The organism is Mesorhizobium sp. C395A, assembly GCF_030323205.1.
Taxonomy (GTDB): Bacteria; Pseudomonadota; Alphaproteobacteria; order Rhizobiales; family Rhizobiaceae; genus Mesorhizobium.
The window spans coordinates 1,092,758-1,113,812 of sequence record NZ_CP100473.1 but is presented as its reverse complement, the minus strand read 5'-3'; the positions used below and the strand labels follow the sequence as shown (position 1 = coordinate 1,113,812).

Here is a 21,055-nt window from a genome sequence, read left to right as displayed (position 1 = left end):
ATGTCCCTAAAACCGATTCAAATGCAATTGGTTGCATGATTACACTGGCCGAAAGTTTTGCTTCGCACCACGCCAGAGGCGTTATCCCTTCGACATTTTAAGTGGGGCTTTCGACAACTTAAGGACGAGCACCCCTGCCCTCCCGTCCGCCTTGGAACGACGGAAGGATTCGGGCTTTTTCGTGATCCAGACAACAGCTTACGCCAGATTTCTCCGGCGTGCGATCATGTTTGGCAACAGGCGTTAATCGTTGTGCTGGCGGTGCGGCTAGCCCAGGCTGGCTATCCGGACGACGAACACGATCGTCGGCCGCACCGGTTCAAGCCGCAGTTTCGCGGCCTGCGGTCCGAGCAACAGCGTGTCGCGAGGTCCAAGGCGCGACGATGTCGCGCCGGTCACGCCGACCTCACCGTCGAACGGCAGGATCAGGGTCATAGCGCTGGTCGGCCGGATATCGGTCGGAACCGAAACTATCAGACGCTGGACCGAGTGCGTTGCCCGCCCGCGGCGGGTCATGACGTTGAGGTCGGTGATCGGACCGGAGATCAGCGCGGCCGTGGTCGGCACATCGGCCGGGAAGGACAGCGGGGCGGAAGCCGCCGTCACTTCGGCCGGCCGCCGGCCAGCAATGTCGAGGACGATGCCCTCGCCTTCCAGCACGGCCAGCGTGCGGTCGACGCCGGCAAAGCCCGAGAACGGCCCGCTATCCTCGACTCGCGCCATCGAAACGCGCCAGTCGAAATCGTCCAGCCCGGCGCCGTTCGGCGAGACGGCGATCTCGGTGGTCGTGCCGCCGCCATTCTTCCACGGCATGACCCGGTAGTCGGCGGCCCATAGGATGCGCATCATTTAAGCCAATCAACCTAGAATACCGGGCAGATTGAGCTGGTGCTCCTTCGCGCACTCGATGGCGATGTCGTAGCCGGCATCGGCGTGGCGCATGACGCCTGTCGCCGGATCGTTCCACAACACGCGCTGCAGGCGCCTTGCGGCGTCCGGCGTGCCGTCGGCGACGATGACCATGCCCGCATGCTGCGAGAAGCCCATGCCGACGCCACCGCCGTGATGCAGCGACACCCAGGTTGCGCCCGACGCGGTGTTGAGCAACGCGTTGAGCAGCGGCCAGTCGGAGACGGCGTCGGAGCCGTCCTTCATCGCTTCCGTCTCGCGGTTCGGCGAAGCGACCGAGCCGGAATCGAGGTGATCGCGGCCGATGACGACGGGCGCCTTCAGTTCGCCCCTGGCCACCATTTCGTTGAAGGCGAGGCCCAGCCTGTGGCGGTCGCCGAGGCCGACCCAGCAGATGCGCGCCGGCAGGCCCTGGAAGGCGATGCGCTCACGTGCCATGTCCAGCCAGTTGTGCAGATGGGTGTTGCCGGGGGTGAGTTCGCGCACCTTGGCGTCCGTCTTGTAGATATCCTCGGGATCGCCCGAAAGAGCAGCCCAGCGGAACGGGCCGATGCCACGGCAGAACAGCGGCCTTATATAGGCCGGCACGAAACCCGGGAAAGCAAAGGCGTTCTCGAAGCCTTCGTCCTTGGCGACCTGGCGGATGTTGTTGCCATAGTCGAGCGTCGGCACGCCGGCATTCCAGAACGCGACCATCGCCTCGACATGCTCGCGCATTGAGGCGCGGGCGGCCTTCTCGACAGCCTTGGGATCGGAGACGCGCTTCTCGCGCCACTCAGCCATCGTCCAGCCCTTGGGCAGATAGCCGTTGATCGGGTCATGCGCCGAGGTCTGGTCGGTGACCATGTCGGGGCGGATGCCCCGCTTGAACATTTCCGGCACGATGTCGGCCGCATTGCCGAGCAGGCCGACCGACTTCGCCTCGCCGGCCTTGGTCCAGCGCTCGATCATTTCCATCGCTTCGTCGAGCGTCTCGGCCTTCTCGTCGACATAGCGGGTGCGCAGCCGGAAATCGATCGAGTCCGGATTGCATTCGATGGCGAGGCAGCAGGCGCCGGCCATGACGGCGGCAAGCGGCTGGGCGCCGCCCATGCCGCCGAGGCCGCCGGTCAGGATCCATTTGCCCGTAAGGTTGCCATTGTAGTGCTGGCGGCCGGCCTCGACGAAGGTCTCGTAGGTGCCCTGCACGATGCCTTGCGTGCCGATATAGATCCAGGAGCCGGCCGTCATCTGGCCGTACATCATCAGGCCTTTTTTATCGAGCTCGTTGAATTTATCCCAGGTCGCCCAATGCGGCACGATGTTGGAGTTGGCGATCAGCACGCGCGGCGCATCGGTGTGCGTCCGGAAGACGCCGACCGGCTTGCCGGACTGGACCAGCAGCGTCTCGTCTTCATTGAGGGTCTTCAACGAGGCGACGATGCTGTCGAAATCGTTCCAGGTGCGCGCGGCCCGGCCGATGCCGCCATAGACGACGAGCTCATTGGGGTTTTCGGCGACATCGGGATCGAGGTTGTTCATCAGCATGCGCAGCGGCGCTTCGGTCGTCCAGTATTTGGCGTTGAGCTTGTCGCCGCGGGGCGCGCGCACTTCGCGGATGTTGTGGCGAGGATTGTTCATCATTGTCCCTTTGGAGTAAGGCGGCGTCTCAACGCCCGGCCCAGTCAATGGCGGATTGGAGGATTTTCGTCAGTGTGGCGCGCATCGGCGCGGCGAACTCGGCATCATAAGGCACCGGCCAATTGTCCGGTTCGCCCTTGCCCTCGGGCTCGCGCAAATAGCCGCGATCGGCAAGTTCCATCTGCAGCGCATGGTAGCCGCCTTGCGGATTGCCGAAATAGCGGGTGATCCAGCCACCCTTGAAACGGCCGTTGATGACATTGCTTTCACCGCTCTCGGCCATGATCTGGCCAACCAGCGCCTGCAGCGTAGGATCCGCGGTCTGACCGTCATTGGTGCCGAGATTGAACACCGGCAGCGTGCCGTAGAACAGGCGCGGCAGCACCGACCGGATCGAGTGGCAATCGTAAATGACGACCTTCTCATGCAGGCCGCGCAGCCTGACGGCCTGGGCCGCCAGCATTTCATGGTAAGGCACGAAATACGCTATGCGGCGCTGGTCTATCTCCGACGGCGTCGGTTCCGCGCCGGGCAGATACAGCGGATCGCCGTCGAAGGTCTCGGTCGGGCATAGCGTCGTTGTCGTCTGCCCGGGATAGAGCGAGGCGCCGGAAGGATCGCGGTTGACGTCGATGACGGTGCGCGAGATCGACGTATGCACAATCGTCGCGCCAAGGCCGGCGGCGAAATCGTAGAGATTGTCGATCCACCAGTCGCAATCGCGGCGCCCGAGCCAGGGCGAGACCAGCCGATTGTCGATGCCGGCGAGATCGATACCCGTGTGCGGGATGGACACCAACAGGGGTGCCGTGCCTTCCGTCACTGTCAGCCAGTCGGTCATGTCAGACTCCCGAGATCGAAGGCAATGTCACCGCGCTCGCAGCCTTGATGGCAGCGCCGCTGCGCACCATGGCGATGGCTTTTTCCATGTCAGGGTGGAAATGCCGGTCATTGTCGAGATGCGGCACCTCGGCGCGGACCAGCTTGCGAACCGCTTCCAGAGCTGCACTCGACGCCAGCGGCGCATGGAAATCGCAGCCTTGCGCGGCGGCCAGGAGTTCGATGCCGATGACGGCCGTGGCGTTTTCGATCATGCCGATCAGCCGGCGAGCGCCGTGTGCGGCCATCGAGACATGGTCTTCCTGGTTGGCCGAGGTCGGGATGGAATCGACGCTCGCGGGATAGGCCTTCTGCTTGTTTTCGGAAACGAGTGCCGCCGCCGTCACCTGCGGGATCATGAAGCCGGAGTTCAGGCCGGGCTTCGGCGTCAGGAATGCCGGCATGCCGGACAGCGCCGGGTCCACGAGCATGGCGATGCGGCGTTCCGACAGCGAGCCGATCTCGCAGACGGCGAGCGCGATCATGTCGGCTGCGAAAGCCACCGGCTCGGCGTGGAAATTGCCGCCTGAAAGCGCAGTATCGTCCTCGGCGAAGATCAGCGGATTGTCGGTGACGCCATTGGCCTCGGTGCCGAGCGTATCGGCGGCCTGGCGCAGCACGCTGAGCGCCGCACCCATCACCTGCGGCTGGCAGCGCAGGCAGTACGGATCCTGCACGCGCTCATCGCCGACGCGGTGCGATTCACGGATAGCGCTGCCGGCCATCAGATTGCGCAGCGCTGCCGCCGTCTCGATCTGGCCCGGGTGTTTTCTGAGGAGATGGATGCGCGGATCGAAGGGTGCATCGGAGCCCTTGGCAGCGTCGGTCGACAGCGCCCCGGCGACCAGCGCCGACTGATACAGCACTTCGGCTTCGAACAGAGCGGCCAGCGCGTAGGCGGTGGAAAACTGCGTCCCGTTGAGCAGCGCCAGACCTTCCTTGGCGCCAAGCGTCACCGGCTCCAGGCCGTGCGAGACGAAAGCGACCTTGGCCGGGAAGCGGCCATGCGGTGTAATGCATTCGCCAACGCCGATCATCACCGCAGTCATGTGCGACAGCGGCGCGAGATCTCCGGAGGCGCCGACCGAGCCCTGCGCCGGCACGACGGGGATGACGTCGTTGGCCAGCATCGCTTCCAGCAATTCGATGGTTTGCGGCCGCACGCCCGACGCACCCTGCGCCAGGCTGGCGAGCTTCAGCGCCATCATCAACCGAACCACAGCGACCGGCATCGGCTCGCCGACGCCGGCGGCATGCGACAAAACGATGTTGCGTTGCAGGGTCTCTAGATCCTCGGCCGGAATGCGGACGCTGGCCAGTTTGCCGAAGCCGGTGTTGATGCCATAGACCGGCTCACCCTTGGCGACGATGCGGGCGACAGCCTCGGCGCTGGCCTTGATTTTTGGCCGGCAGGAGGCGTCGAGCTTCGGCATGGCGCCACGATAGATAGCGCGCCAGTCGGCCAGCGTCGCATTGCCGGGCTTCAGGTTAAGTTCGGTCATTGTCCTCTCCAGATGCGGGCATGGAGCGGGTTGAAGCCCATGCGGTAGACGAGTTCGGCCGGACGCTCGATGTCCCAGATCGCCAGGTCGGCGGATTTTCCTGCCTCAAGCGTGCCGGTCTTGCCAAGCAGCCCAAGCGCGCGGGCAGCCTCGCGAGTGGTGCCGGCCAGGCATTCCTCGACGGTCAGGCCGAAAAGCGTCGCCGCCATGTTCATGGTCAGCAACAGCGAGGTCAGCGGCGACGTCCCGGGATTGTTGTCGGTGGCGACCGCCATCTTGACGCCGTGCTGGCGGAACAGGCCGACCGGCGGCTTCCTGGTTTCGCGGATGAAATAGTAGGCGCCGGGCAGAATGGTCGCCACGGTGCCGGCCTTGGCCATCGCTGCGGCGCCGGCCTCGTCGGTGTATTCGAGATGGTCGGCCGACAGCGCGCCATAGCGGGCGGCGAGTTCGGCGCCATGCAAATTGGACAGCTGGTCGGCATGGAGTTTGACCGGCAGGCCAAGCGCCTTAGCCTTGTCGAAGACGCGGGCAATCTGTTCCGGCGAAAAGGCAATGCCCTCGCAAAAGCCGTCTACGGCGTCAGCCAGGCCCTCGGCGGCGATTGCGGGCAGGATCGTGTTGGCGACGAGATCGACAAAAGCGTCCTTGTCGCCTTTTGCTTCCGGCGGCAGCGCATGCGCGCCGAGGAAGGTGGTGCGGACCGTGACCGGGCGTTGCTTGTCCAGCTGCCGCGCGGCGCGAAGCGACTTCTGTTCATTTTCGAGATCGAGCCCGTAACCCGACTTTACCTCTACCGTGGTGACACCCTCGGCCATCAGCGCATCGAGGCGTGGCAGCGTCTGCGCAACCAGTGCGTCTTCGCTCGCGGCACGCAGGGATTTGACCGAGGAGACGATGCCGCCGCCGGCACGGGCGACTTCTTCATAGGTGGCGCCGGCCAGCCGCATCTCGAACTCGTTGGCACGGTTGCCGGCATGGATGAGATGGGTGTGGCAGTCGATCAGGCCGGGCGTGATCCAGCGGCCTTCGCAATCGGTAGTCTCGCCGCCCTGAGCCAACGCTGACGGCATGTCGGCTTCCGGACCGGCATAGACGATGACGCCGTCACGGGCGACGATCGCGCCCTTTTCGACGATGCCAACTCCGGCAACGCCTTCGGCCATGGTCGCCAGGCGCGCATCGCGCCAAAGCTGAAGGCCCCCTGCCCGGCTTTTGTCTTGTGCCGCCATCATCTTTTTCCGTTGCTTGGATGGCGATTATGTATATACATATTGAAACGCGCTGCAAGTGCATTGTTGATGGAATGCGGAGAAAAACGTGACGGCGATCTTTGCGGAACAGGCGCTGCTGGCCGATGGCTGGCATGACAAGGTGCGGATCTCGCTGAGCGGCGGTCAGATCGCGAAGGTGGAGCCAGGTTCTTCGCCGCGGAGCGGTGACGAACGCCACGCCATTCTGGTGCCCGGCATGCCGAACCTGCACAGCCACGCCTTCCAGCGCGGCATGGCCGGGCTTGCCGAACTGCGCGGTCCCTCCGCCGACAGCTTCTGGAGCTGGCGCGAGGTGATGTACCGCTTTGCGCTGTCGATGACGCCGGACCAGGTCGAGGCGGTCGCCGCCCAGCTTTATGTCGAAATGCTGGAGGCCGGATTCTCGCGCGTCGGCGAATTTCATTATCTCCACCACGATCGCGACGGAAAACCCTATGCCAACCTTGCCGAGATGGCCGAACGTATTGCCGCGGCCGCCGGCGAAACCGGGATCGGCCTGACGCTGCTGCCGGTGTTTTATGCCCATTCCTCCTTCAGCGGCGCTGCGCCCAACGAAGGCCAGCGGCGATTCATCAACGATGTGAATCGGTTCGAACGCTTGCTTGAGAAAAGCCGCGAATCGGTTCGTGCGTTGAATCAGGCTGTCGTTGGCGTCGCCCCGCACAGCCTGCGCGCCGCGACGCCGGAGGAACTCAGCGCTGTTGCCGCCATTGCGCCGGACGGACCGATCCACATCCACGTCGCCGAGCAGGTGAAGGAGGTCGAGGATTGCCTGGCGTGGTCGGGTGCGCGACCGGTCGAATGGCTGCTCGCCAATGCCGGGATCGACAAGCGTTGGTCCCTGATCCACGCCACCCACATGACCGAGGCTGAGACAACCGGCATGGCCAGAAGCGGCGCCATTGCCGGGCTTTGCCCGATCACCGAGGCCAATCTCGGCGACGGCACCTTTTCAGCACCTCTGTTCATCGAACATGGCGGCCGCTTCGGCGTCGGCTCGGATTCCAACGTGCTGATCGGCCTGCCGGATGAATTGCGCCAGCTCGAATATTCGCAGCGCCTCGCACACCGCGCCCGCAATGTGCTGGCGGTGGCCGGCGGCTCGACCGGGCGGGCTCTGTTCGACGCCGCCCTCGATGGCGGCAGCACCGCACTCGGCACCGGCCCGTCGCGGATCGCCGCCGGCGCCGCGGCTGATTTCGTCTCCCTCGACGAAAACCATCCTTCGCTGGCCGGAAAAAGTGGCGATGCGATCCTCGACGCCTGGATCTTTGCCAATGGCGGCAAGGTCGATTGCGTCTGGGTGCACGGAAAAAAACAAGTCAGCGGCGGCCGGCATGTAGCGCGTAAGACTATCGCCGAGCGCTTTCGTCAGGTGATGACAGCGCTTTCGGCATGAGCATTTCAGAGACAGCGGTGGTAGAAGGCGGCTCGCTGCACCAGCGCATCCTGTCCGACATCAGCGAGAAAATAATGTCCGGCGCCTGGGCGCCGGGCCACCGCATCCCGTTCGAGCACGAGCTGACGGCGCAGTATCATTGCTCGCGCATGACGGTGAACAAGGCGCTGTCGCAACTGGCCAAGGCCGGGCTGATCGAGCGCCGCCGCCGTTCGGGCAGTTTCGTGCGCCAGCCGCAATCGCAGGCCGCGGTGCTGGAAATCCACGACATCAGGATCGAGGTCGAGGCGCTTGGGCTGGCCTATCGCTACGAGCGCGTGGCGCGGCAGAAAAGGCGCAGCAGCGCCGAGGATCGCGCCTTGCTGGAATTGGGAGCGGCTGGACAGGTGCTGGCGCTGGAATGCCGGCATTTCGCCGGCAAGCGGCCGTTCGCGCACGAACAGCGGCTGATCAATCTCGCCGCCGTCGCGGAAGCCGCCGAGGAGGAGTTTCTCGACATCGCCCCCGGCCCTTGGCTGATCGGCCGCGTGCCATGGAGCGAGGCAGAGCACCGTATCCGCGCGGTGGCGGCCGACAGGCATATTGCCGAAGCGCTCGACATCGCAACCGGCGCGCCCTGCCTGGTGGTCGAGCGCCGGACCTGGAGCGCCGAGCACCCAGTGACGCAGGTGAGGTTCACCTACGCCGCGGAGAGCCACACGCTGGTGGCGCGGTTCAGGCCTTCGCAGGGGTAGCTCCTTTACCCTCCCCCTTGTGGGGAGGGTCGCTGCGAAGCAGCGGGGTGGGGGTCGGCGCCAAGCCCCCCACCCGGACCTTCGGTCCGACCTCCCCACAAGGGGGAGGTAGAAGGCTGCACTTTAAATCGCCGCCGTAACAATAATCTCGACCACATATTCCGGCCCTGCAAGCTTGGCCTCGCCCGTGGCGCGGGCGGGCGTGTTGCCTTGCGGGACCCACTTGTCCCATTCCTTGTTCATCTCGGCGAAGGTGCCCATATCGGCCAGCCAGATGATCGCCTGCAGGATCTTGGTCTTGTCGGTGCCGGCCTTGGCCAGCAGTTCGTCGATAGATGCGAGGATCGACCTGGTCTGTTCGCCAACGCTGGCGCCGGGCGTTCCGACCTGGCCGGCGAGATAGACGGTGTTGCCGTGGATGACGATCTGGCTCATGCGCGGGCCAACATCGATGCGACGAATGCTCATGGGATGGTTCCTTCGTTTGTCGGTGCGCCTGTTTAGAGTCGCTGCCGCCTCCGGGCAAGGCCAACAGCGCGAAACCTCTTGAGCCTGGGTTGGATCTTGGGCCGCAAATGTCTATCTGCGCCGAGGTATTTCTTTCCGGCGCGGATTGCCGACCTCGTGTGAGAGTGGCAAGACTTCGCGCCAAACCAGGTTGAGAGGATGAGAGCCATGGAATATCGAGAAATCAGCGAGGACTATTCGGTCTCGGGCCAGATCCAGCCCGAAGATGCCGCCGCCATCAAGGAAGCCGGTTTCAAGAGCGTGATCTGCAACCGGCCGGATGACGAGCAGCCCGACCAGCCTTCGGCCGACAGCGTCAAGGCGGCGGTCGAAGCCGCGGGGCTGGCCTTCCGCTACATCCCGGTAATCAGCGGCCAGATCACAGCCGAGAATGTCGAAGATCAGGCCGAAGCGCTCGACGCGCTCGAGGGACCGGTGTTTGCTTATTGCCGCTCGGGCGCGCGCTGCACCAATCTCTACGGGCTGATTCAGCAGTCCAAGGGGTGAGCATCTGAGGCGCTGGCGATCCCTCACACCCCCCTCTGTCCTGCCGGACATCATCTCCCCCGCAAGGGGGGAGATCGGATGTCGCCTTCGCTTTTCGCCAATCGCCGACATTGCAGGATGAGCGCTATCGACAAAGCTGCTGATCTCCCTCCTTGCGGGGGAGATGGCCGGCAGGCCAGAGGGGGGTGCTGTCCCGCCGACGTATCAACTGAAACTCTCTCAAACTAGATCGGTAGCGCCCCGGTCTCCTTCAGCGTCTCCAGCACGATCGCCGTCTTTACATGCTGCACGGAGTCGTGCGGCAACAGCACGCCGTTGACGAATTCCGACAGCGATTTCAGATCGGGGGTCACCACTTTCAAGATGTAGTCCATCTCACCGGTCAGCGCGTGCGCCTCCTGCACTTCCGGCAGCCGCGCCAGCAATTCGCCGAAGCGCCGCGCATTGTCGCGGTTGTGGGTGGCGAGCGTCACCGAGATGACGTTGACCAGCGAGAATCCAAGCTTGTCGCGGTCGAGCACCGCGCGATAGCCCGTGATGAAGCCGTCCTCCTCCAGCCGTTGGCGGCGGCGCGAGCATTGCGATGCCGACAGGTTCACGCGCTCCGAGAGATCGTTGTTGGTGAGCCGCGCGTCGCCCTGCAAGAGAGCCATTATCTTGCGGTCAAATTGATCGATGCGCGCTTCATTCATCGATTCATCTCCAATCATGCATGAATTGCGCACGAGATGATCATTTCAAGCGTTTGAATGCAAGCACCGTGCGGTTGCTTCGCACTATCATGCGTCATCTCGTGGTCCGATGCGGCCACCATCCGTTTGGAGGAATGCCATGGGTCCCTTTCCGCACGACGCCCCGCCCGCCAAGATCAGCAAGGAAAACCCCGCCGGCACCGACGGTTTCGAGTTCGTCGAGTTCGCCCATGCGGAGCCGCAGAAGCTCGCCGAGCTGTTCACCCGCATGGGCTATGTCGCGGTGGCCAAGCACCGCACGAAGGACATCACCATCTGGCGCCAGGGCGACATCAACTATGTCGTCAATGCCGAGCCCGGCTCGCATGCGATGAAATTCGTCGACAAGCACGGCCCCTGCGCCGCCTCGATGGCCTGGCGCGTGGTCGATGCAAAGCATGCGTTCGAGCATGCGGTATCGAAAGGCGCCACGCCCTACGACGGCAACGACAAGGCGCTCGACGTGCCGGCCATTGTCGGCATTGGCGGCTCACTGCTCTATTTCATCGAAGCCTATGGCAAGAAGGGCTCGGCCTATGATGCCGAGTTCGAGTGGCTGGGCGAACGCGACCCGCGGCCCCAAGGCGTCGGCTTCTATTTCCTCGACCACCTCACCCACAATGTCTATCGCGGCCAGATGGACAAATGGTGGGACTTTTATCGCGAATTGTTCGGCTTCAAGCAGATCCATTTCTTCGACATCGACGGCAAGATCACCGGCCTCGTCAGCCGCGCCATCACCTCGCCCTGCGGCAAGATCCGTATCCCGCTGAACGAGTCCAAGGACGACACCAGCCAGATCGCCGAGTATCTGAAGAAGTACAATGGCGAAGGCATCCAGCATATCGCTGTCGGCACCGACGAGATCTACGCCGCCACCGACAAGCTTGCCGACAATGGGCTGAAGTTCATGCCCGGTCCGCCGGAGACCTACTACGACATGTCGTACAACAGGGTGAACGGGCATGACGAGCCGATCGAGCGGATGAAGAAGCACGGCATCCTGATCGACGGCGAAGGCGTGGTCGACGGCGGCATGACCAAGATCCTGCTGCAGATATTCTCCAAAACCGTGATCGGCCCGATCTTCTTCGAATTCATCCAGAGGAAGGGCGACGAAGGTTTTGGCGAAGGCAATTTCCGCGCGCTGTTCGAGTCGATCGAGCAGGACCAGATCAAGCGCGGCGTGATCAAGGTCGACGGGAAAGCGGCCTGAAACCCCGTTTGCGGCTCGATCGGCTTTGATCTAAATTTCGATCACAAGGGTCAAGCCGTGAACGTCTCCATAACCGAAGCAAAGGCCAAACTATCGGAACTCGTCGGCCGCGCGGAGGCCGGCGAGGAGATAGTCATCACTCATCACGGCAAGATCGCGGCGCGGCTCGTGCCACCAGTTCGAGAAGACTTGTTGTCGCGCATAGGTGCCCTGAAGGGCAAGATTTGGATTTCTGACGATTTCGACAAACTCGGCCCTGAATGGAACGAGTACACCAGATAAAGGTCAGAGGCCCAGCCGCACGACCTCTTCCCTCCTCACCTTCAAATCATAATCGAGCAAGAACTCGTCCAGTTGCGGCGGCGCGACTGACGTGCCGGAGAGCATCGCGTGCACCTGGCCGCGATGGTGGATGTCGTGCAGGAAGACATGGGCGAGAATGTCGCCGATTTTTTCGGGGATCATGCCATCCTCGCGCCGGTCGGTGATGACCTGACGGTCGAGATCCGCCTCCGACAGCTTCTCGCAAAAGGCGATCAGGCGTCGATCTGCTGCGACCTGGGCGGCAAACAGCGCCTGCGGCACATCGAACGGCACGTAGTCGTCATAGGCGGCCGCACCGACGCCGCCTTCTTCGAGAAAATCGAGATAGAGATGATCGACCGCAAGGATGTGGTTGAGCGTTGCCTTGATCGACGGGAAGAAGTTGGTGCGTTCGGCTTCGAATTCGCCGGGGTTTAGCTGCAGCACGGCGCGATAGAGCCGGTCGTTCGACCAGAGATTGTTGCCGGCCATGCGGCTGAAATGCTCGAGCAGGGTCACGCGTTCATTCGTCTGATCAGGCCAATGCCTGCCGCCATCACCGCGAAGCCGGCGACGACGATCAGCAGCAGCCGGTTCATGCGCCGGCGCATGGCCTGTGTCTCCTCGTCGCGCGCCACGTTGGTGTTGGTGATGGTGTGAAACATCATCGCCTTGCGCGGGTAGCCACTGTGGTTGGTCAGATCGGGCGAGCGCGCCTCGATGCGGTAGCTCAGCCGGATCGCCTGGATGAAGACCACCAGAATGGCCAACGCCCAGACGCCGGCCAGCAGGTAGAACGCCTCGCCCGTCATTGCATTGCCCCTCTTATGCCTGGGACTTCTCGACCTTCTGCTCGATGGCGCCGAAGATCGAGTTTCCGCTTTTATTCTTCATCTCGATACGCACTGTATCGCCAAAGCGCAGGAACGGCGTCTTGGGCTCGCCAGACTCAATGGTCTCGATCATGCGCAGTTCAGCGATGCAGGAATAGCCGGCGCCGCCGGCCGCCACCGGTTTGCCCGGCCCGCCATCCAGCTTGTTGGAGACGGTGCCGGAGCCGATGATGGTGCCGGCAACCAGCGGCCGTGTCTTTGCGGCATGGGCAATCAGCGCCGGGAAGTCGAAGGTCATGTCGACGCCGGCATTGGCACGGCCGAACGGCTTGCCGTTGACGTCGGCGAGCAGAGGCAGGTTGACCTTGCCGCCATCCCAGGCGTCGCCGAGTTCGTCCGGCGTCACCGCCACCGGCGAAAAAGCCGAGGACGGCTTCGACTGGAAGAAGCCAAACCCCTTGGCGAGCTCGGGTCCGGTGAGCGCGCGCAACGTCACATCATTGACCAGCATGACCAGCCGGATGGCGGCGCGCGCCTGGTCGAGGCTGGCGCCCATCGGCACATCGTCGACGATGACGGAGACTTCCGCCTCCATGTCGATGCCGAAGGCTTCGTCCGCCGTGCGGATCGGCTCGCGCGGCGCGATGAAGGAATCCGAGCCACCCTGGTAGATCAGCGGATCGGTCCAGAAGCTTGCCGGCATCTCGGCGCCGCGGGCTTTGCGCACCAGCTCGACGTGGTTCACATAGGCAGAACCATCGGCCCATTGATAGGCGCGCGGCAGCGGCGAATGGGCGTCATGCTCATGGAAGCGTGCCGACGGCACCGCATTGTTCTCCAGCGATTCGGCGATCGTCGCCAGGTGCGGCGAAATCCGCTGCCAGTCGTCGAGTGCCGCCTGCAGCGTGCGCGCCAGGAACGAGGCGTCGGTGAAGCGCGTCAGGTCGCGCGAGACGACGACAAGCTTTCCGTCGCGCGTCCCGTCCCTCAATGTGGCAAGCTTCATGCGGTTTCCTCTCCTGATGCGGCTTTGGCGCCGTCTAAGTTCACAACAAGGCCGTCGCGGGCAATCGTCAAGTCACCCGCCCACGATTTCCTGACGGCCGCCTCCCAGTCGGCCTCGCCGATCGCGGCATCATCGGCCGGAATGAGGTGGTTGAGCACCAGCCTCTTCACCCCGGCATCGCTGGCGATGCGACCTGCCTGCTCGGCAAATGAGTGGCTGGCAAGCAGATGCTCTTTCAGCCGCGCGCCATTGCCGGTCCTGGCGACCAGCCGCTCGATGCCTTCTTCCAGCATGGCCTCATGGACGAGAATGTCGGCATTTCGGGCAAAGCCTGCGAGCGGCGGAAAGAAGGCTGTGTCGGCCGAGAAGACGATGCTTTTGCCAGCGTGGTCGAAACGCAGCGCGAAACAGTCGGTCACCGGCGGATGGTCGACGCGCAGTGCCGAGACCTTCAGGCCGCGCTGCGCAAAAATCTCGCCCTCGCCGAATTCCACGATCGAAACCATTTCGCGGATGTCCGGCCTGCCTTCGTCGACGATTCGGATCTCGATGTCGAACTCCATCGCCTGGCAGAAGCGCCGCCAGTAATGGCCGGTGCCGGGCGGTCCGAACAACGTCACCGGATTGGCCAGACCGGCGGTCCAGGCGGTGTGGAGCAGCGCCCCCAGTTCCAGCACATGATCGGAATGCAGATGGGTGACGAAGATCAGGTCGAGCGCCTTCAGGCTGACGCCGGCATCGACCAGGCCACGCGTGACACCCAGCCCGCAATCGACGACGATGGTCCGCCCGCCAAGCTCCAGCAGCGACGAACTCGGCCACGGCCCGCCCGGCCGCAATGCCGGGCCGCCTTTCGAGCCGAGAAGCACCAGCCGGTCGCTCATCGAGCTGATCTCAAGACCAGTCGCCCTCCGGCGTGCCGTTGAAGCGCTTCTTCAGGTCGGTCCAGCAGTCAATGTAATTGTCCTGCCTTGTTTCAAGCTCGGCGCCGTAGCGGGTCAGCATTTGCGGGAATCGGGTCTCGAACATGAAGGCCATCGTGTTGTCGAGCTTGACCGGTTTCAGCTCGGAGCGCGAGGCCTTTTCGAAGCCAGGTGCGTCGGGGCCGTGGGCCAGCATCAGATTGTGCAGGCTGATGCCGCCGGGCACGAAGCCTTCTTCCTTGGCGTCGTACTGGCCATGGATCAGGCCCATGAACTCGCTCATGATGTTGCGGTGGTACCAGGGCGGCCGGAACGTGTCTTCCGCCACCAGCCAGCGCGGCGGGAAGATGACGAAGTCGATATTGGCGGTGCCCTCCTCGCCGCTCGGCGCCGTCAGCACGGTGAAGATCGACGGATCGGGATGGTCGAACAGGATGGCGCCGACCGGCGAAAACGTCGCCAGATCATATTTGTAGGGCGCATAGTTGCCGTGCCAGGCGACGACGTCGAGCGGCGAATGGCCGATCTCGGTGACGTTGAAATTGCCGCACCATTTCACCGTCAGCCGGCACGGCGTCTCCTTCTCCTCGAACCAGGCGCTGGGCGTCTTGAAGTCGCGTGGGTTGGCCAGGCAGTTGGCGCCGATCGGGCCGCGGTCGGGCAGCGTCAGCTTGGCGCCGTAATTCTCGCAGACATAGCCGCGCACTTCCTTGTCGGCGAGCTCGACCTTGAACACCAGACCACGCGGCAGCACGGCGATCTCGCCGGGCCGAAGCTCGATGACGCCCATCTCGGTGACAAAGCGCAAGGCGCCGACCTGGGGGACAATCAGCAACTCGCCGTCGGCGTTGAAGAAATGGTCGTCGACCATCGAGCGGTTGGCGACATAGACATGCGCCGCCATGCCGCTTTGGCCCAGCACGTCGCCGGCGGTGGTGATGGTGCGCATCCCTTGAATGAAATCGGTCGGCTCCTTCGGCATCGGCACCGGGTTCCAGCGATACTGCCCGAGCGCCAGTTCGTGGTCGCCGACATTGGGTGCTGTCTTCCACAAGGGATAGCTCGCTGCCTTGAAGCGGCCGGTGTGTTTTACGCTCGGCCGGATGCGGTAGAGCCAGGAACGCTCATTGGTGCCGCGCGGCGCGGTGAAGGGCGAGCCCGATAGCTGTTCGGCATAGAGCCCGTAAGCCGGCCGTTGCGGCGAGTTCCGCCCCTGCGGCAGCGAGCCGGGCAGCGTCTCGGTTTCAAAGTCGTTGCCGAAGCCCGGCATGTAGGAAAAGGTCATCCGATCCTCCCTGATCCCGGCCCCGCGAAGCGCTGCTTGCCGGCGATGTTGACCAAACTGGTTTCATTTGTAACCATCGAAAATGTAACTATCAACGGGCGAATGCCGCATCCATGGTGCAGATGGAAATCCTCGAACTCGAAAGCTTCCTGCCCTATCGGCTCTACCGGCTGGCCGACGCCGTCAGCCGCGAATTCTCGAAGATCTACAGGGACCGCCACGGCCTGACGCGACCGGAATGGCGCACTCTTTCGGGACTGGGCCAGCGCGGCACGATGACGGCGACAGCGCTTGGCGAGCAGTCGGCCATGCACAAGACCAAGGTGTCGCGCGCGGTGGCCGAGCTCGAGCGGCGGCGCTGGCTGACGCGCACGCCGGACGAGAATGATCGGCGTGTGGAGCATTTGGCGCTGACCAAGGCGGGACTGGCCGCCTATCGCGAGATGGTGCCGCTGGCGAAAGCCTTTGAACGGGAGTTGCTGGAGAGGTTGAGCACAGAGGAGCGGACAGCGATTGTGAGCGGCGTGGCGGCGCTGGAGGGAGCGTTGGGTGAATAAAGAATCTGCTCCGCCGTGATCCTTCACACCCCCCTCTGTCCTGCCGGACATCTCCCCCGCAAGGGGGGAGATCAGATGTCGCGAAGGCTTTCGCCAATCTCCAATGTTGCAGAGGTTGGCGAGGCGTCAAAGCTGCCAATCTCCCTCCTTGCAGGGGAGATGGCCGGCAGGCCAGAGGGGGATGCCTCGCGCCGACATTTCCAGCGGATAGCGCTCAGCCGCACCCTCACCAATCCATCACCACCTTACCCGAACTGCCACTGCGCATAGCATCGAACCCTGTCTGGAAATCATCGATACCGATCCGATGCGTGATGAGCCCGCTGACATCCAGCGGGCCTTGCACCAGCGCGATCATTTTGTACCAGGTCTCGAACATCTCGCGCCCGTAAATGCCCTTGAGATGAAGCATCTTGAAGATGACCTTGTTCCAGTCGATCTCGAAGCCGGTCGGCGCGATGCCGAGAATGGCGATCTTGCCGCCGTTGTTCATGGTGTCGATCATGTCGCGGAAGGCGGGCGCGGCGCCGGACATTTCGAGGCCGACGTCAAAACCTTCGGTCATGCCGAGCGCCGGCATGACGTCGCGCAGCTTTTCCTTCGAGGCGTCGACGACATGCTGAACGCCGAGCTTTTTGGCCAGCGCCAGTCGCACCGGGTTGATGTCGGTGATGACGACTTTTCGCGCCCCCACACATTGGGCAACGAGCGCGCCCATGATGCCGATCGGCCCGGCGCCGGTGACCAGAACGTCTTCACCGACCAGGTCGAAGGACAGAGCGGTGTGGACGGCATTGCCCAGGGGATCGAAGATCGCGGCGATCTCGTCGGGCACATCGTCGGGGATCGGCACGATATTGTGCTGCGGGATCGCCAGATATTCGCCGAAGGCGCCGGGGCGGTTGACGCCGACGCCGAGCGTGTTACGGCAGAGATGCCCCCTGCCGGCGCGGCAATTGCGGCAATGGCCGCAGACGATGTGACCTTCGCCGGAGACACGCTGGCCGACCTTGTATTCGGTGACCGCAGCGCCGAAATCGGCCACCGTGCCGACGAATTCATGGCCGGTCACCATCGGCACCGGCACGGTCTTCTGCGCCCACTGGTCCCAATTGTAGATGTGGACGTCGGTGCCGCAGATCGCCGTCTTCTTGACCTTGATCAGCACGTCGTTGGGGCCGATCTCCGGCACCGGTACCTCTTCCATCCAGATGCCCGGTTCGGCCTTGGCCTTCACCAGCGCCTTCATCATGTTCGACATGCTTTTGTCCCTTGAATCCCTTGATCCGGAATCGCTTTTGGCGATCAGGAAATGACGCCCAACTCTTTTCCCACCGCCGCGAACGCTGCCACGGCGCGGTCGATGTCGGCGGTGGAATGCGCCGCCGACATCTGGGTGCGGATGCGCGCCTGGCCTTTCGGCACCACCGGGAACGAAAAGCCGATGACATAGATGCCGCGCTTCAGCATGCGCGCCGCCATTTCCTGCGCCAGGCTCGCATCGCCCAGCATCACCGGGATGATCGGGTGATCGGCGCCGGCCAACGTGAAGCCGAGCTTGCCCATCTCGGACCGGAAGCGCGCCGCATTGGCATAGAGGCGCTGGCGCAGGGCGTCGCCATTTCGGATCAGCTCGAACACCTTGATCGAGGCGCCGGCGATCGCCGGCATCAGCGTGTTGGAGAAGAGATAGGGCCGCGAGCGCTGGCGCAGCCAGTCGACCACCTGACTTTTGCCCGAGGTGTAGCCGCCCGAGGCGCCGCCCAGCGCCTTGCCGAGCGTGCCGGTGATGATGTCCACCCTGCCCTCGACGCCGCAATGTTCGGCCGAGCCGCGGCCGTTTTTGCCGACGAAGCCGACGGCATGGCTGTCGTCGACCATGACCATGGCGTCGTATTTTTCCGCGAGGTCGCAGACGCCTTTCAGATTGGCGATGATGCCGTCCATGGAGAACACGCCGTCGGTGGCGATCAGGCGGAAGCGGCAGTCTTTCGCCTCTTTCAGCCGCGCTTCGAGGTCGGCCATGTCGTTGTTGGCATAGCGGAAACGCTTGGCCTTCGACAGCCGCACGCCGTCGATGATCGAGGCATGGTTCAGCGCATCGGAGATGATCGCATCCTCCTCGCCGAGCAGCGTTTCGAACAGGCCGCCATTGGCGTCGAAGCAGGAGCCGTAGAGGATGGTGTCGTCCATGCCGAGGAATGATGAAATCGTTGATTCAAGCTGCTTGTGCTCTTCCTGCGTGCCGCAGATGAAGCGCACCGAGGCCATGCCGTAGCCGTAGCGGTCCAGCGCGCCTTTGGCTGCATCGCGCAATTCTGAGCTGTCGGCGAGGCCGAGATAGTTGTTGGCGCAGAAATTCAGCACCTTGTCGCCGCCGACTTCGATCTCAGCCGACTGGGTCGAGGTGATCACCCGCTCGGATTTGTAGAGCCCGGCGGATTTCAGCCCTTGCAGTTCGTTGTCGATATGGGAGAGGAATGCCGCGCTCATGGATCAGGTCCTGTTGAGATTGGCGCGACTGTCGCGCTACGCGCACTAAAAATCCATCGCAAAAGCGACCGTTTCGGTGGCACGGCGGGCTCAACCCTGGCGCGACCCGATCGCATGGCCCGCATGCTGGAGTAGCAGGCACGCGAATACGGCTATGCCGCGAAAGAACATGATAACCATCTCGGCAGCTTTCGTTTACTGCCGAAGCAACAGTTCCGCCGGCTTCCAGACCTGTTAACCCTTTCAAGCCAATGGTCTTCTCGCCACGAATCCGTGGCGGAATCAGTTCGACCGAGGGGTCACCTAAAATATGTCGCAGCAGCCGGCGCAAACCGTCTCGGGCAAACTCATCCTGCTGATCAAGAGCGGCTATTGGCTGGCGCTGCTGATCATCGCCGCCATGGTGATGGCCTCCTTCATCCTGCTGCAGCAGATGATGGCGGCGCAACAGCACAACCATACTCTGCTCGACATCGTCAGCACCCAGAAGGCGCTGTCGCAGCGCATCGTCTTTTTGACCAGCGCAACCGGCTCCGCCGCGCGTGACAAGCAGCCGGCCCTAGTTGCCGCGCTGAAACAGGCGACCGCCGAGTTCGAGACGAACTACGACCTGCTCCTCAAACAGACGGGAGCCGACCCGCTGTCGCCGGCATTGTCCGACCCAAGGTCGATCGAGAGCGTGCTCTACGGCAAGCCGTTCCACCTCGACTATTTCTCGGTCGGGCTGGTCGCCAATGGCGAAAGGCTGATCTCGTCCTTCGAATCCCAGCTCTCCGGCAATGCCGCCTACAAGGGCGGCGGCGAGCGCGTCAATCTCGATGCTTCCGTCGCCAATGCGACGCTGTCGGGTTATGCCGCGCTCGGCCAACGCATCGCCGCATTCGCAGACGAGCGGTCGGAAAAGCTCCTCGATCTCCATCGCACCTTGTTCTACGCCACCATCGGCGTCATCGTCCTGGTGGCGCTTTTCATCTTCCGGCCGATGTCGAAGGCGATCCTGCGCAAGACGCACGAGCTTGTCGATGCCCGCAACTCGATGGCCTTCATCGCCGTACATGACGGGCTGACCGGTCTGCACAACCGCACCTTCCTGACCGACCACTTCGAAACGCTGATCAAGGGCGCGCATCGCCGGCGCGAGAGGCTGGCGGTCATCCAGCTCGACCTCGACCGGTTCAAGCAGATCAACGACACACTCGGCCACGCCGCCGGCGACTATGTGCTGGTCGTCACCGCGCAGCGCATGCGCGATTCCTGCCGTGCGTCGGATCTCTGCGCGCGCCTTGGCGGCGACGAATTCGTGATGATCCTCAATGGCGCCGGCGGCCCCGAGGACATCAACATGCTGGCCCGGCGCATCCTGGAGGAGATCAACGAGCCGATTACCTTCCAGGGCACGACCATCCTTCCAGGGGCCAGCGCCGGCATTGCCGTCTATCCCATCGACGCCGACAATGCCGAGGATCTGCTCGTCCACGCCGACCTCGCGCTCTATTCCGCCAAAAAGCTCGGCGGCGGCAGCTTCTCGTTCTTCTCCGAGGAACTCAGGCGCGAGCTAGACTACCGCAAGCAGCTCGAGCACGACATCAAGGTCGCGATCTCGGAGAACGCCTTCCAAGTCTATTTCCAGCCGCAGGTGTCGCTGAGCAACGGCGCCATCAGCGGCATCGAGGCGCTGGTGCGCTGGAAGCATGCCGAGCGCGGCATGATTGCGCCGGGCGAGTTCATTCCGGTCGCCGAAAAATGCGGCTTCATGCCCGAGATCGGCCGCATCGTCTTTACCAAGGCGATCGAGCAAGCAGCCGAATGGGATCGCGCCGGCATCGCTTTCGGCCGGCTTGCCGTCAACGTGTCCGGCACCGAGCTGCGCGAACCCGACTTCGACCGCTTCCTGTTCGCGACGCTGGAAAAGGCCGGCCTTGCTCCGCAGAAGCTGTCGCTGGAAATCGTCGAATCCGTCATTCTCGACGACGAGAAGACGGGCATCGCGGCGAAGCTGCGCCACATCCGCGCTGCCGGCGTCCATCTTGAGCTCGACGATTTCGGCACCGGCTATGCCTCGCTCAGCCATGTCAATCCCAACGAGATCGACCGGCTGAAGATCGACCGCCGCTTCGTCCAGAACATCAACGAGAATGGCGACAACACCAAGATCGTGCGCGCCATCACCGAGCTGGCGCGCGGTCTCGGCATTTCGATCGTCGCCGAGGGCGCGGAAACCGAAGCCGAGCTCGATTCGCTGATGGCGATCGGCTGCGACCAGGTGCAGGGCTATTCCATCGCCTTCCCGATGCCGCAGGACAAGGCGCGCGAATGGCTGCTGGCGCGCAGCCCGAAGAAAGCCAAGCTGAAGGTGCTTCAGGGCAATTTAGCCTAG

Annotated in this window: 21 protein-coding genes; 7 read left to right on the top strand and 14 right to left on the bottom strand. The window is 63.4% G+C overall.

What is annotated here, in order from left to right; translation table 11 throughout:
* Positions 1-267: 267 nt before the first annotated feature.
* The 5 genes from NLY37_RS05480 to hutI are packed head-to-tail and all read right to left on the bottom strand — an operon-like array spanning position 268 to position 6,142.
* The gene (locus NLY37_RS05480; RefSeq protein WP_023742742.1) at positions 268-846 is read right to left on the bottom strand and encodes a HutD/Ves family protein; all 579 of its coding nucleotides are present in this window, start codon (positions 844-846) and stop codon (positions 268-270) included.
* 12 nt (positions 847-858) lie between these two features.
* Positions 859-2,529, bottom strand: coding sequence for a urocanate hydratase (hutU, locus tag NLY37_RS05475; protein ID WP_023705777.1), 1,671 nt, complete (start codon positions 2,527-2,529; stop codon positions 859-861).
* A gap of 28 nt (positions 2,530-2,557) precedes the next feature.
* Complete coding sequence (gene hutG, locus NLY37_RS05470) at positions 2,558-3,370, bottom strand: N-formylglutamate deformylase (protein WP_023742743.1); 813 nt, start codon at positions 3,368-3,370, stop codon at positions 2,558-2,560.
* Between the two features lies 1 nt (position 3,371).
* The gene (gene hutH, locus NLY37_RS05465; RefSeq protein ID WP_023705775.1) at positions 3,372-4,910 is read right to left on the bottom strand and encodes a histidine ammonia-lyase; all 1,539 of its coding nucleotides are present in this window, start codon (positions 4,908-4,910) and stop codon (positions 3,372-3,374) included.
* Entirely contained in the window at positions 4,907-6,142 is a 1,236-nt protein-coding gene (gene hutI / locus NLY37_RS05460) for an imidazolonepropionase (protein WP_023682916.1), read from the bottom strand. Before hutI ends, hutH begins: the two co-directional genes overlap by 4 nt.
* Positions 6,143-6,230: 88 nt before the next feature.
* On the opposite strand from hutI, the gene NLY37_RS05455 reads away from it, so the two are divergent.
* Together NLY37_RS05455 and hutC are read left to right on the top strand one after the other, a co-directional pair.
* Positions 6,231-7,583: a formimidoylglutamate deiminase gene (locus NLY37_RS05455; protein ID WP_023742744.1), complete on the top strand. Its 1,353-nt coding sequence runs from the start codon at positions 6,231-6,233 to the stop codon at positions 7,581-7,583.
* Entirely contained in the window at positions 7,580-8,317 is a 738-nt protein-coding gene (gene hutC, locus NLY37_RS05450) for a histidine utilization transcriptional repressor HutC (protein WP_023682918.1), read from the top strand. The genes NLY37_RS05455 and hutC overlap by 4 nt, the downstream gene beginning before the upstream one ends.
* A gap of 123 nt (positions 8,318-8,440) precedes the next feature.
* Here hutC and NLY37_RS05445 read toward each other — a convergent pair whose 3' ends face one another.
* Positions 8,441-8,785 carry a RidA family protein gene (locus tag NLY37_RS05445; RefSeq protein ID WP_023682919.1) on the bottom strand — a complete coding sequence of 115 codons (345 nt, stop codon included), beginning with the start codon at positions 8,783-8,785 and terminating at the stop codon, positions 8,441-8,443.
* A 207-nt stretch (positions 8,786-8,992) separates the two neighbouring features.
* Between NLY37_RS05445 and NLY37_RS05440 the strand changes: the two genes are divergently transcribed.
* A complete protein-coding gene (locus NLY37_RS05440; protein WP_023672907.1) occupies positions 8,993-9,331 on the top strand; it encodes a protein tyrosine phosphatase family protein in 339 nt (112 codons plus the stop codon).
* Between the two features lie 224 nt (positions 9,332-9,555).
* Here NLY37_RS05440 and NLY37_RS05435 read toward each other — a convergent pair whose 3' ends face one another.
* Positions 9,556-10,023, bottom strand: a complete 468-nt coding sequence (locus tag NLY37_RS05435; protein ID WP_023672908.1) for an Lrp/AsnC family transcriptional regulator — start codon at positions 10,021-10,023, stop codon at positions 9,556-9,558.
* Positions 10,024-10,162: 139 nt separating this feature from the next.
* Here NLY37_RS05435 and hppD point away from each other — a divergent pair, with 139 nt between their 5' ends.
* Both hppD and NLY37_RS05425 read left to right on the top strand, forming a co-directional pair.
* A complete protein-coding gene (gene hppD, locus NLY37_RS05430; RefSeq protein WP_023672909.1) occupies positions 10,163-11,278 on the top strand; it encodes a 4-hydroxyphenylpyruvate dioxygenase in 1,116 nt (371 codons plus the stop codon).
* A gap of 57 nt (positions 11,279-11,335) precedes the next feature.
* Positions 11,336-11,560, top strand: a complete 225-nt coding sequence (locus NLY37_RS05425; RefSeq protein ID WP_023672910.1) for a type II toxin-antitoxin system Phd/YefM family antitoxin — start codon at positions 11,336-11,338, stop codon at positions 11,558-11,560.
* A gap of 3 nt (positions 11,561-11,563) precedes the next feature.
* Here NLY37_RS05425 and NLY37_RS05420 read toward each other — a convergent pair whose 3' ends face one another.
* The 5 genes from NLY37_RS05420 to hmgA are packed head-to-tail and all read right to left on the bottom strand — an operon-like array spanning position 11,564 to position 15,628.
* Entirely contained in the window at positions 11,564-12,100 is a 537-nt protein-coding gene (locus NLY37_RS05420; protein ID WP_023672911.1) for a DinB family protein, read from the bottom strand.
* Positions 12,097-12,393, bottom strand: coding sequence for a hypothetical protein (locus tag NLY37_RS05415; protein ID WP_023682921.1), 297 nt, complete (start codon positions 12,391-12,393; stop codon positions 12,097-12,099). Before NLY37_RS05415 ends, NLY37_RS05420 begins: the two co-directional genes overlap by 4 nt.
* 13 nt (positions 12,394-12,406) lie before the next feature.
* Positions 12,407-13,420 (bottom strand): fumarylacetoacetate hydrolase family protein, encoded by a 1,014-nt coding sequence (locus NLY37_RS05410; protein ID WP_023672913.1) that lies wholly within the window; start codon positions 13,418-13,420, stop codon positions 12,407-12,409.
* Complete coding sequence (locus NLY37_RS05405) at positions 13,417-14,304, bottom strand: MBL fold metallo-hydrolase (RefSeq protein WP_023742745.1); 888 nt, start codon at positions 14,302-14,304, stop codon at positions 13,417-13,419. The genes NLY37_RS05410 and NLY37_RS05405 overlap by 4 nt, the downstream gene beginning before the upstream one ends.
* Positions 14,305-14,314: 10 nt before the next feature.
* The gene (gene hmgA, locus NLY37_RS05400) at positions 14,315-15,628 is read right to left on the bottom strand and encodes a homogentisate 1,2-dioxygenase (protein WP_023689622.1); all 1,314 of its coding nucleotides are present in this window, start codon (positions 15,626-15,628) and stop codon (positions 14,315-14,317) included.
* 122 nt (positions 15,629-15,750) lie between these two features.
* On the opposite strand from hmgA, the gene NLY37_RS05395 reads away from it, so the two are divergent.
* Entirely contained in the window at positions 15,751-16,185 is a 435-nt protein-coding gene (locus NLY37_RS05395; protein WP_031246445.1) for a MarR family winged helix-turn-helix transcriptional regulator, read from the top strand.
* A 226-nt stretch (positions 16,186-16,411) separates the two neighbouring features.
* Here the strand turns inward: NLY37_RS05395 and tdh are convergent, their stop codons facing one another.
* Positions 16,412-17,446 carry an L-threonine 3-dehydrogenase gene (gene tdh, locus NLY37_RS05390; RefSeq protein ID WP_023743434.1) on the bottom strand — a complete coding sequence of 345 codons (1,035 nt, stop codon included), beginning with the start codon at positions 17,444-17,446 and terminating at the stop codon, positions 16,412-16,414.
* A gap of 44 nt (positions 17,447-17,490) precedes the next feature.
* Entirely contained in the window at positions 17,491-18,678 is a 1,188-nt protein-coding gene (locus NLY37_RS05385; RefSeq protein WP_023739256.1) for a glycine C-acetyltransferase, read from the bottom strand.
* Positions 18,679-18,988: 310 nt separating this feature from the next.
* Here NLY37_RS05385 and NLY37_RS05380 point away from each other — a divergent pair, with 310 nt between their 5' ends.
* Entirely contained in the window at positions 18,989-21,055 is a 2,067-nt protein-coding gene (locus tag NLY37_RS05380) for a putative bifunctional diguanylate cyclase/phosphodiesterase (RefSeq protein ID WP_023724848.1), read from the top strand.